Raw genomic sequence first — 11,398 nt, forward strand, 5'->3', positions numbered from 1 at the left:
GGCCTGCAGCGGATCCGACGAGGAATGGGACAACAGGCCTGCAAGGACAGACCCGCCCGGCGCCGAAAGGTTCCGCGGGCAGGCATGCCCGCGCCCGGTTCGTCCCCGACGTAAACCCCCGTAAAATCAGGGCTTCCGGCGGTTGCCGCGAAAATCAGGGCCGGCTATACTTCCGCGGCTTCGCAGGAGGGATTGCATCAGGGCAGGTCATGCGGCCCTCCGCGGCAAATCCCGCAAGCTGAACAGGTGATTCGCGTGCACGATCCCATCGCCGCCGGTCGCCGGGCAGCGCTGCGCGCGGTGGCGGTCCAGGGACTGGTCGTCGCGCTGCTGGCAGCGGCTTTCATCGCGCGGGACGCGCGGGAAGCGCTGGCAGTGGGGGTGGGGGGGCTCGCACTGGTGCTGGGCAATGCGCTTTCCGCCGTCGTGGCGCTGGGCGGCATCGTCCCGGCACCGGTCGCATTCGGCAGGTTGCTGCTGGCTGCGATGGGCAAGTGGTTGGTCGCGATCGTGGTACTCGCGGCCGGGTTGGCGGTCTGGCGCCTGCCGCCGTTGCCGATGCTGGCGGGGCTGGTGGCGGGATTGCTGGCCTACCTGTTGGCACTCAATTTCCTGAAGCAAGACGCACACAGCAAGGGTTGAACGCGTGATCGCTGAAAACAACGGCCCGGCCGCCGAAACCGGCGGATCCACCGAGTACATCAACCACCACCTGCACCACCTGCAGGTGAGCGTGGGCGACAGCCAGTTCATGACCCTGAACGTGGACACCCTGTTCTTCACCGCGGTGCTGTCGCTGCTGTTCCTGTTCTTCTTCATCCGGTCCGCGCGCAAGGCCACCGCCGGCGTGCCGGGCAAGTTCCAGACCCTGGTCGAGATCATCGTCGGCTTCGTCGACGGCCTGGTGCGCGAGACCTTCCACGGCCGCAGCAAGATGATCGCGCCGCTGTCGCTGACGATCTTCGTCGTCGTGTTCCTGATGAACTTCATCGACCTGATCCCGGTCGACTTCCTGCCGTGGGCCTGGGCCAACGGCTACGTCGCTGCCGGCCACGACCCTGCGCACGCCTACCTGCGCGCCGTGCCCACCGCCGACCTCAACACCACGTTCGGCCTGTCGATCGCCGTGTTCCTGCTGATCCAGGTGTTCGGCATCGGCCACAAGGGCGTGGGCGGGTTCACCAAGGAAATCTTCACCGCGCCGTTCCACGCCGAAAGCACGCCGATGAAGATCGTGCTGGCGCCGGCCAACGTGCTGCTGCGCCTGATCGAGGAAGGCGTACGCCCGCTCAGCCTGAGCCTGCGACTGTTCGGCAACCTGTACGCAGGCGAGCTGATCTTCGTCCTGATCGCGCTGATGACGCTCGACGCGTCGCTGGCCCACTTCAGCACCTACCTGATGGGCACGATGCAGTTCATCGCGGGCTTCGCATGGACCGCGTTCCACATCCTGATCATCACCCTGCAGGCCTTCATCTTCATGATGCTGACGATCGTCTACCTCAGCATGGCGGCCGAGAGCCACTAGGCCGCGCACCCCCTTTCGTTCCTCCCATCCACCTACGCAACAGCAAACGATTCAACCGGAGCACACCATGGAAAACGCAGTCCTCATCGCCGAAGTCCTGAAGTTCACCGTCATCGCGGCGGGCCTGCTGATCGGCCTCGGCGCCCTCGGCACCGCCATCGGCTTCGCCATCCTCGGCGGCAAGTTCATCGAAGGCGCGGCGCGCCAGCCGGAGCTGACCCCGATGCTGCAGACCAAGATGTTCATCGTCGCCGGCCTGCTCGACGCCGTGCCGATGATCGGCGTCGCCATCGCCCTGCTGCTGCTGTTCGCCAACCCGCTGCTCGCCGTCCTCGGCGGCTGATCGACCCGCTCGACAAGCACGCGATTCAGGCATCGCCGGCGGCCCGCCGCCGGCACCAGGAGCACAGCACCATGCTACCCAACCTCACTCTGGTCGTTCAGGGCATCGCTTTCTTCGCGGTCGTCTGGCTGGTGATGAAATTCGGCTGGCCGCACATCATGGCGGCCATCGAGGAGCGCCAGCAGAAGATCGCCGAGGGCCTTGCCGCGGCCGACAACAGCCAGAAGGCGCTGGCCCAGGCGCAGGACCAGGTCAACGAAGAGTTGAAGCTGGCCCGTGCCAAGGCCAACGAGATCATCGAGCAGGCCCACCAGCGCGCCAACCAGATCATCGACGCGGCCAAGGCCGAGGCGGTCGCCGAAGGCCAGCGCCAGAAGGCGCTCGCCCGGAGCGAGATCGAAGCGGCCTCCAACCGTGCGCGCGAGGACCTGCGCAAGCAGGTGTCCGTGCTGGCGGTGACCGGCGCCGAGAAGCTGCTGCACCGCGAGATCGACGCCAACGCCCACAAGGCGCTGCTCGACGAACTCGCCGCCCAGCTGTCGTCGGAAGCGGCCTGACCGATGAGCCAGGCCCTGACCCTCGCCCGTCCCTACGCCCGCGCCGCGTTCTCCATCGCGCGCGATGGCGGCAGGTTCGCCGACTGGTCCGCCGCGCTCGGCCTCGCCGCGCGCCTGGCGGCTGACCCGCAGGTCGCCGGCCTGCTCGGCAACCCGGCGCTGACCGACACCGACGCGGTCGTGCTGCTTGCGCCGGAAGACGCGGACCAGCTGTTCCGCGACTTCCTCGCGCTGCTGGCCGGCAACCGCCGCCTCGTGCTGCTGCCGGAGATCGCCGGCCTGTACGAAGAGCTGCGCGCCGACGCCGAACGCGTGGTCAAGGCGCGGGTGACCTCGGCCGCGGAGCTGCCTGCCAGCGAGCTCGAAGGCATCCGCGCCGCGCTGAAGAAACGCTTCGGCCGCGAGGTCGACGTGGAATCGGCGGTCGACGCCTCGCTGATCGGCGGCGCCGTGATCGACGCCGGCGACGTGGTCATCGACGGCTCGCTCAAGGGCAAGCTGGAGCGGCTGCAGGCCGCGCTGGCGCAGTGAAGCCGTGATTGGTGATTCGTGATTTGTGATTCGAAAGAGCAGTTGCGCTTGATTCCGCGAATCACCAATCACGAATCACCAATCACGAAATAGAAATCGAGAACGTACGCCGCAAGCCGCGGCGCACGAATCAGGAAACGAGAACATGGCAACCACCACGCTCAACCCGTCCGAAATCAGCGAACTGATCAAGACCCGCATCGAGAAGGTCAAGCTCGGCGCCGAGTCGCGCAACGAAGGCACCGTGACCAGCGTGTCCGATGGCATCGTGCGCATCTACGGCCTGGCCGACGTGATGCAGGGCGAAATGATCGAACTGCCCAACGAGACCTACGCCCTGGCGCTGAACCTGGAGCGCGACTCGGTCGGCGCCGTGGTGCTGGGCGACTACGAGCACCTGCGCGAAGGCGACGTGGCCAAGACCACCGGCCGCATCCTCGAAGTGCCGACCGGCCCGGAGATGCTGGGCCGCGTGGTCAACGCGCTGGGCGAGCCGATCGACGGCAAGGGCCCGATCAATGCCGCGCAGACCGCGCCGGTGGAGACCATCGCCCCGGGCGTGATCGCGCGCAAGAGCGTGTCGCAGCCGGTGCAGACCGGCTACAAGGCGATCGACTCGATGATCCCGATCGGCCGCGGCCAGCGCGAGCTGATCATCGGCGACCGCCAGACCGGCAAGACCGCGGTGGCGATCGACGCGATCATCAACCAGAAGGGCACCGGCGTTAAGTGCATCTACGTCGCGATCGGCCAGAAGAACAGCTCGATCGCCAACGTCGTGCGCAAGCTCGAGGAGCACGGCGCCATGGACCACACGATCGTGGTGGCCGCCAGCGCCTCCGAGTCGGCCGCGATGCAGTACATCGCGCCGTACTCGGGCTGCACCATGGGCGAGTTCTACCGCGACCGCGGCGAAGACGCGCTGATCATCTACGACGACCTGTCCAAGCAGGCCGTGGCCTACCGCCAGATCTCGCTGCTGCTGCGCCGCCCGCCGGGCCGCGAAGCCTTCCCGGGCGACGTGTTCTACCTGCACAGCCGCCTGCTCGAGCGCGCCGCGCGCGTCAACGAGGACTACGTCGAGAAGTTCACCAACGGCGCAGTGAAGGGCAAGACCGGCTCGCTGACCGCGTTGCCGATCATCGAGACCCAGGCCGGCGACGTGTCCGCGTTCGTGCCGACCAACGTGATCTCGATCACCGACGGCCAGATCTTCCTCGAGACCGACCTGTTCAACGCCGGCATCCGCCCGGCCGTGAACGCCGGCATCTCGGTCTCGCGCGTGGGTGGTTCGGCGCAGACCAAGATCATGAAGAAGCTCTCGGGCGGCATCCGCATCGCGCTCGCCCAGTACCGCGAGCTGGCTGCGTTCGCGCAGTTCGCCTCGGACCTGGACGAAGCCACCCGCAAGCAGCTCGAGCGCGGCCAGCGCGTGACCGAGCTGATGAAGCAGAAGCAGTACGCCCCGATGTCGGTGGCCGGGCAGGCGCTGTCGATCTACGCGGTCGACAAGGGTTACATGGACGACGTCCCGGTCGCGAAGATCGGCGCGTTCGAAGAAGCCCTGCACGCCCACTTCGCCAACACCGCCGGTGACCTGATCAAGCAGGTCAACGACAGCGGCGACTGGAACGACGCCATCGAAGGCGCGTTCCGCAAGGGCATCGAGGATTTCAAGACAACGGGAAGCTGGTAATCCCGTAGGGCGGGTCTCGACCCGCCACCACGAGAAACGAAGCGAATCGGCGGGTCAAGGCCCGCCCTACCGGGAAGCAGAGATGGCCGGCGGCAGAGAAATCAAAACCAAGATCAAGAGCGTGCAGAACACCCGCAAGGTGACGCGTGCGCTGGAGATGGTCTCGGCTTCCAAGATCCGCAAGGCGCAGGACCGGATGAAGGCCTCGCGCCCGTATGCGCGCGCGATGAAGCAGGTGATCGGGCACATCGCGCAGGCGAATTCCGAGTTCCAGCACCCGTACCTGGTCGAGCGCGAGCAGATCAAGCGCGTCGGCTACGTCATCGTCTCGTCCGACCGCGGCCTGGCCGGCGGCCTGAACAACAACCTGTTCCGCAAGCTGCTCGGCGAGATGCGCCAGTGGCAGGAAAAGGGCGTCGAGGTCGACGTGGTCACCATCGGCCAGAAGGCCTCGGTGTTCTTCCGCCGGATCAAGGTCGAGATGCTGGCCACCGTCACCCACCTGGGCGACCAGCCGCGCGTCGACCAGCTGATCGGCGTGGTCAAGGTGATGCTTGACGCCTACAACGGCGGCAAGGTCGACAAAGTGTTCCTGGCCTACAACGACTTCGTCAACACGATGACCCAGCGCGCGGCGTTCGACCAGCTGCTACCGCTGCCGCCGTCGGATGACATGGTCGCGCGCCACGACTGGGACTACCTCTACGAACCCGACGCCCAGGCCGTGCTCGAACACATCCTGACCCGTTATGTCGAGTCGCTGGTGTACCAGGCAGTGATGGAGAACGTCGCCTCCGAACACGCCGCGCGCATGGTGGCGATGAAGGCGGCAAGCGACAACGCGAACAAGCTGATCGACACGCTGAACCTGGTCTACAACAAGGCCCGGCAGGCGGCGATCACCCAGGAAATTTCCGAGATCGTGGGCGGCGCGGCCGCGGTGTAACGGGAAGCCGTGATTGGTCATTCGTGATTGGTGATTGGCAGGGGCAGCGAAGCGCGCTTTTCGAATCACGAATCACCAATCACAAGAAATCAGATACGCCGGTGACAAATCCGGCAACGAAACAAGTAATCGGAGCGACACAAAATGAGCAACCAGGGCAAGATCGTCCAGATCATCGGCGCCGTCGTCGACGTCGAGTTCCCGCGTGACAACGTGCCGAAGGTGTACGACGCGCTGAAGGTGCAGAACACCGACATCACCCTCGAAGTGCAGCAGCAGCTGGGCGACGGCGTGGTGCGCGCGATCGCGCTGGGTTCCACCGACGGCCTCAAGCGCAACCTGGTGGCCGAGAACACCGGCCGCGCGGTCTCGGTGCCGGTCGGTGCGGCCACGCTGGGCCGGATCATGAACGTACTCGGCGAGCCGATCGACGAGGTTGGCCCGATCGAGGCGAAGGAACAGTGGGAAATCCACCGCGACGCACCGTCGTACGAAGAGCAGGCCGCGGCCAACGAACTGCTGGAAACCGGCATCAAGGTCATCGACCTGATGTGCCCGTTCGCAAAGGGCGGCAAGGTCGGCCTGTTCGGCGGCGCCGGCGTGGGCAAGACGGTCAACATGCTGGAGCTGATCAACAACATCGCGACCCAGCACTCGGGCCTGTCGGTGTTCGCAGGCGTCGGCGAGCGTACCCGCGAGGGCAACGACTTCTACCACGAGATGATCGAAGCCAAGGTCGTGCGCCCGGACAATTTCCCCGAGTCCAAGGTGGCGATGGTCTACGGCCAGATGAACGAGCCGCCGGGCAACCGCCTGCGCGTCGCGCTGACCGGCCTGACCATGGCCGAATACTTCCGCGACGAAAAGGACGAGACCGGCAAGGGCCGCGACGTGCTGTTCTTCGTCGACAACATCTACCGCTACACCCTGGCCGGCACCGAGGTCTCGGCGCTGCTGGGCCGCATGCCGTCGGCGGTGGGCTACCAGCCCACGCTGGCCGAGGAAATGGGCGTGCTGCAGGAGCGCATCACCTCGACCAAGACCGGTTCGATCACCTCGATCCAGGCCGTGTACGTGCCCGCGGACGACTACACCGACCCGTCGCCGGCCACGACCTTCGCCCACCTGGACTCCACGGTGGCGCTGTCGCGCAGCATCGCGTCGCTGGGCATCTACCCGGCGGTGGACCCGCTGGACTCGACCTCGCGGATGATGGACCCGAACGTGATCGGCAACGAGCACTACGAGACCGCCCGCCGCGTCCAGCAGACCCTGCAGAAGTACAAGGAGCTCAAGGACATCATCGCGATCCTGGGCATGGACGAGCTGTCCGAAGAGGACAAGCAGGCCGTGTCGCGCGCGCGCAAGATCGAGCGCTTCTTCAGCCAGCCCTTCCACGTGGCCGAAGTGTTCACCGGCTCGCCGGGCAAGTACGTGCCGCTGAAGGACACCATCCGCGGCTTCAAGATGATCGTCGACGGCGAGTGCGACCACATCCCCGAGCAGGCGTTCTACATGATCGGCGGCATCGACGAGGCGATCGAGAAGGCGAAGAAGGTCGCCGCCTGACCGGCGACTGATGCAGGGCGGGTCTCGACCCGCCATCGCGACAAGCCACGGCGGGCCCAGGCCCGCCTTACGAGAGAAGATCCATGGCATCCACCATCCGTTGCGACATCGTCAGCGCCGAACAGGAAATCTTCCACGGCGAGGCGGAAATGATCGTCGCCACCGGCGAGATGGGCGAGCTCGGCATCGCGCCGCGCCACGCGCCGCTGATCACCCGGCTCAAGCCGGGCAAGGTCGTGGTGACCCAGCCGGGCGGCGAGACGCTCGATTTCGCCATCTCCGGCGGCATCCTCGAGGTGCAGCCGCAGCTGGTGACGATCCTGGCCGACACCGCGGTGCGCGCGCAGGACATCGACGAGGCCGCCGTGCGCGCGGCGATGGAAGAAGCCGAGCGTGCGCTGGCCAACAAGGACCCGAAGATGTCCGCCGAGGAAGCGCAGACCCAGCTGGCGATGAGCATCGCCCAGCTCAGCGCGCTGGAGCGGCTGCGCAAGAACCTCAAGCACTGAGCCGGGGTTCGGAGTCGAGATGGAGGCGCCGGCGCAAGCCGGCGTTTCCTGTTTGGGGGGCTGCTCCGGCGCCGTAGGTCGGGGGCGTAGCCCCGACCTACGTCCGAATCCCCAGGTCCGATTCCCGGTTCAGCGCTTGTAGATCCAGTGCCGCGACAGCACGAAGCCGAGGATGCCCAGTACGACCTCGATGCCCGGTTTCGCCAGCCACGCCCAGCCGCGGCCGAAGATCTCGTCGATGTGGGTCATCGACCAGGTGCTGATCGCGGTGGTGGCCAGCCACATCGCAAGGAAGCGCAGCAGCTGGATGCGGCCGACCGCCGTGTCTTCACCGGCGAAGGTCAGCTTGCCGTTGAGCCAGTAGCCCAGCAGCGCACCGCTGACCCTGCCGGCGACGTTGGCCGGGCCGATGCGCATGCCGAAATGGCTCAGCGCCACCATCACGCCCCAGTCGACCAGCCACTGGATGCCACCGATGAACAGGTAGTGGCGGCCCTGCCGGCCCAGGCTCATGCGCGGCGACGACCGGCGGTGGACGGGCGGGGCGGCGGGATAACGGGCGAGGCGTCGGGCATGCGGGCGACGGGAAGGCGGGCGTGGCCGGCATCGTAATGCGCGCGCCGTTAGAATTCAGCGATTCCATCCAGGGTCCCCGCATGACCGCACCACTGCACGTCGTGATCCTCGCCGCCGGCGAGGGCAAGCGCATGAAGTCGAGCCTGCCCAAGGTGCTGCAGAAGATCGCCGGGCAGCCGATGCTCGCCCACGTCATCGCCGCCGCGCGCGGGCTGCAGCCGGCCGCCATCCATGTCGTGCACGGCCACGGCGGCGAACAGGTGCGCGAAGCCTTCGCGGCGCAGGAGGACCTGCAGTGGGTCGAACAGGCGCGCCAGCTCGGCACCGGCCACGCCGTGCGCCAGGCGATGCCGGACGTGCCCGACGACGCGCAGGTGCTGGTGCTGTACGGCGACGTGCCGCTGATTACCACCGCCACGCTGCAGCGACTGCTCGCCGCGGACGGCCGCATCGCGGTACTCGTCGCCGACCTCGACGATCCGACCGGCTATGGCCGCATCGTGCGCGATTCCGAAGGCCGCGTCGGCGCGATCGTCGAGCACAAGGACGCCGATGAAGAGCAGCGCCATATCCGCACCGTCAACACCGGCATCCTCGCCGCCGATGCGGTCGCGCTGAAGGGCTGGCTGCAGCGGCTGTCCAGCGACAACGCGCAAGGCGAGTACTACCTGACCGACGTGTTCGCCATGGCCGCCGCCGAGTACAACGCCGCCGAGATGGTCGCCGTCGACGATCCGATCGAAACCGAGGGCGCCAACGATCCGTGGCAGCTCGCGCAGCTCGAACGCGCGTTCCAGCGCCGCCAGGTGCGGGCGCTGTGCGTACAGGGCGTGCGCTTCGCCGATCCGGCGCGCGTGGATATCCGCGGCGAGGTCACGGTCGAAAGCGACATCGAGATCGATGTCGACGTCGTGCTCGAAGGCCGGGTTTCGCTGAGCGAGGGCGTCCGCATCGGGCCGTTCTGCCGCATCCGCGACGCCGACCTCGCCGCCGGCACCGAAGTGCGCGCGCACTGCGACATCGACGGAGCGCGCACCGAGGGCGCGGTGCAGGTCGGGCCGTTCGCGCGGCTGCGCCCGGGTACCGTGCTCGCCGACGGCGTGCACGTGGGCAACTTCGTCGAGACCAAGAACGCACGCGTGGGCGTGGGCAGCAAGGCCAACCACCTGACCTACCTGGGCGACGCGGACATCGGCGCCGGCGTCAACGTCGGCGCCGGCACCATCACCTGCAACTACGACGGCGCCAACAAGTTCACGACGACGATCGAGGACAACGCCTTCATCGGTTCGAACGCGTCGCTGGTCGCGCCGGTGACCATCGGCAAGGGCGCCACGATCGGCGCAGGCTCGGTGATCGGCAACGACGCCCCTGCCGGCAAACTCACCGTCGCCCGCGCGCGCCAGGTCACCATCGAAGGCTGGCAGCGCCCGACGAAGAAATCGTGAATCGCGTGGCGACGTCCCCGGCATCGTTGGCAACGCCCGACAACCCGTAGGTCGGGGCTACGCCCCCGACACCGCACCATCGATTGCCTGCGCGGACCTTGTGCCCGGTGTGCTTTCCGGTCGCGCGGGGCGTCGGGCACGCAGGCCCGACCTACTCCGGCAGCACCATCGACACGCACAGCCCGCCGCCGTCGCGATTGAGCAGCGCGATGCGGCCGCCGTGTGCCTCTGCGATCTCGCGTGCAAGCGCCAGGCCCAGGCCGGTGCCGTGGCGCTTGGTCGAGTAGAACGGCAGCAGCGCGTTGGCCAGCACCGCCTCGTTCATGCCGTTGCCGCGGTCGAGGACATCGATGCGCCAGTGGCCGGGGATGTGCCGCAGCGACAGCTTGACCTCCCCGGGCGCGCTTCCCGACTCATGAGCGTTGCGCAGCAGGTTCAGCAGCGCCTGCTCGACCTGCGCGGCGTCCAGGCGCGTGGTGCCGTCGGCCGGGTGCAGGTCGACGACGAACTCGACCTGGCTACGCAGCTGCGCGACGAAACGCCGCCATTCCACCGGCTGCAGCCGCGGCGCAGGCAGCTTGGCGAAGCGCGCGTATTCGCGGATGAAGCCTTCCAGGTGGCGCGCGCGCTCCTCGATGGTCGCCAGCGCGGTCGGCAGGCGCTCGTGCTGGCCGCGGCGCAGCAACTCCGCGCCGGAATGCGCGAGCGAGGCGATCGGCGCGAGCGAGTTGTTGAGCTCGTGGCTGATCACCCGGATCACCTTCTTCCACGTCTGCACTTCCTGCCGGCGCAGCTCGGCGGTGAGCTGGCGCAGCAGCACCAGTTCGTGCTGGCGGCCGTTGAGGCGGAAGCGACGGCGGCTCAGGTGGTAGATGTCCTCCTGGTCCTCGTCGCCGACGGTGAACATGCCGTCGCCGCCGCGGGAGAACGCTTCGCGCACCGCGTCGCTGGTGCCGTCGAGCAGCGCGTCGAACGACTGCCCTTCGAGCTTGCGCCCGTCGCCGAACATCTTGCGCGCCGCCAGGTTGCCCAGCACCACGCGCCGCGTGGAATCGAGCAGCAGCGTGGCGACGGGCGTGTTCTGCACGATGGTGTCCAGCAGCAGTTCGCGCTGCACCAGCGCCTGCCGCTGGTCGCGCAGCACGCGGCCGAGCTGGTTGTGGCTTTCGACCAGTTCGCGCAGTTCGCCGCGGCCCTGCCAGGAGACGCCGCCGCTGAAGTCGCCGTCGCGATAGCTGGCCACGCTGCCGGCCAATGCGCGGAACAGCGAGCGCGCCGGCGCGAACACCCGGCGCACGTGGTAAAGCAACAGCGGCAGCGGCAGCGCGACCGCGACCAGCAGCGCCGCCCACGGCTGCAACCAGCGCTGCAGCAGCAGCGTGAGCGCGGCGGCAGCGAGCATGTAGCCGAGGGTCAGCGCGGCGTAGACGACGTTCAGCGGGAGGCGGTGCCACCAGTGCATCAGGCGCTCCTTGCCGCGTGACCGGAATGAGCGTCGCGCACGCGCGAATGCAAGAGCCGGTCATTTCCACGAGAGCACCACAGGCCGTCATTCCCGCGAAAGCGGGAACCCGGTGACTTTGGCCCGCATGCGATCAGGTCACTGGGTTCCCGCTTTCGCGGGAATGACGCCGGGGGATATGACGCCAGAAGGAAGGACGGCAAATGCCGTATCGCGGGCGCGTCGGTCATGTG

The 11,398-nt window shown here is 67.4% G+C and carries 12 protein-coding genes; 10 read left to right on the forward strand and 2 right to left on the reverse strand.

The features are described from left to right. Nucleotides 1-255: 255 nt before the first annotated feature. From ACFONC_RS00505 to ACFONC_RS00545, 9 genes are all read left to right on the forward strand, one after another. Nucleotides 256-642 (forward strand): hypothetical protein, encoded by a 387-nt coding sequence (locus ACFONC_RS00505; protein WP_386741563.1) that lies wholly within the window; start codon nucleotides 256-258, stop codon nucleotides 640-642. Between the two features lie 4 nt (nucleotides 643-646). After that, on the forward strand, nucleotides 647-1,528 hold the full coding sequence (gene atpB / locus ACFONC_RS00510) for a F0F1 ATP synthase subunit A (RefSeq protein WP_386741564.1): 882 nt from the start codon (nucleotides 647-649) through the stop codon (nucleotides 1,526-1,528). 67 nt (nucleotides 1,529-1,595) lie between these two features. Then, nucleotides 1,596-1,871 carry a F0F1 ATP synthase subunit C gene (atpE, locus tag ACFONC_RS00515; protein WP_386741565.1) on the forward strand — a complete coding sequence of 92 codons (276 nt, stop codon included), beginning with the start codon at nucleotides 1,596-1,598 and terminating at the stop codon, nucleotides 1,869-1,871. A 71-nt stretch (nucleotides 1,872-1,942) separates the two neighbouring features. Beyond that, on the forward strand, nucleotides 1,943-2,428 hold the full coding sequence (locus tag ACFONC_RS00520; RefSeq protein WP_386741567.1) for a F0F1 ATP synthase subunit B: 486 nt from the start codon (nucleotides 1,943-1,945) through the stop codon (nucleotides 2,426-2,428). A 3-nt stretch (nucleotides 2,429-2,431) separates the two neighbouring features. Further along, complete coding sequence (locus tag ACFONC_RS00525) at nucleotides 2,432-2,959, forward strand: F0F1 ATP synthase subunit delta (protein WP_386741568.1); 528 nt, start codon at nucleotides 2,432-2,434, stop codon at nucleotides 2,957-2,959. 145 nt (nucleotides 2,960-3,104) lie between these two features. Beyond that, nucleotides 3,105-4,655, forward strand: coding sequence for a F0F1 ATP synthase subunit alpha (atpA, locus tag ACFONC_RS00530; RefSeq protein ID WP_386741570.1), 1,551 nt, complete (start codon nucleotides 3,105-3,107; stop codon nucleotides 4,653-4,655). 82 nt (nucleotides 4,656-4,737) lie between these two features. Next, complete coding sequence (gene atpG / locus ACFONC_RS00535; RefSeq protein WP_386741572.1) at nucleotides 4,738-5,601, forward strand: F0F1 ATP synthase subunit gamma; 864 nt, start codon at nucleotides 4,738-4,740, stop codon at nucleotides 5,599-5,601. A gap of 144 nt (nucleotides 5,602-5,745) precedes the next feature. Continuing rightward, complete coding sequence (gene atpD / locus ACFONC_RS00540) at nucleotides 5,746-7,170, forward strand: F0F1 ATP synthase subunit beta (RefSeq protein WP_386741574.1); 1,425 nt, start codon at nucleotides 5,746-5,748, stop codon at nucleotides 7,168-7,170. 83 nt (nucleotides 7,171-7,253) lie between these two features. Further along, on the forward strand, nucleotides 7,254-7,679 hold the full coding sequence (locus ACFONC_RS00545) for a F0F1 ATP synthase subunit epsilon (RefSeq protein ID WP_386741576.1): 426 nt from the start codon (nucleotides 7,254-7,256) through the stop codon (nucleotides 7,677-7,679). 129 nt (nucleotides 7,680-7,808) lie between these two features. Here ACFONC_RS00545 and ACFONC_RS00550 read toward each other — a convergent pair whose 3' ends face one another. After that, nucleotides 7,809-8,192, reverse strand: coding sequence for a GtrA family protein (locus ACFONC_RS00550; RefSeq protein WP_386741577.1), 384 nt, complete (start codon nucleotides 8,190-8,192; stop codon nucleotides 7,809-7,811). A 143-nt stretch (nucleotides 8,193-8,335) separates the two neighbouring features. Between ACFONC_RS00550 and glmU the strand changes: the two genes are divergently transcribed. After that, nucleotides 8,336-9,703 (forward strand): bifunctional UDP-N-acetylglucosamine diphosphorylase/glucosamine-1-phosphate N-acetyltransferase GlmU, encoded by a 1,368-nt coding sequence (glmU, locus tag ACFONC_RS00555; RefSeq protein WP_386741579.1) that lies wholly within the window; start codon nucleotides 8,336-8,338, stop codon nucleotides 9,701-9,703. A gap of 151 nt (nucleotides 9,704-9,854) precedes the next feature. On the opposite strand, the gene ACFONC_RS00560 is transcribed toward glmU, so the two are convergent. Further along, complete coding sequence (locus ACFONC_RS00560; protein WP_386741580.1) at nucleotides 9,855-11,165, reverse strand: sensor histidine kinase; 1,311 nt, start codon at nucleotides 11,163-11,165, stop codon at nucleotides 9,855-9,857. Between the last annotated feature and the right edge of the window lie 233 nt (nucleotides 11,166-11,398).

The sequence above is a fragment of the Luteimonas soli genome (assembly GCF_042648865.1).
GTDB classification, from domain to species: Bacteria; Pseudomonadota; Gammaproteobacteria; order Xanthomonadales; family Xanthomonadaceae; genus Luteimonas; species Luteimonas soli.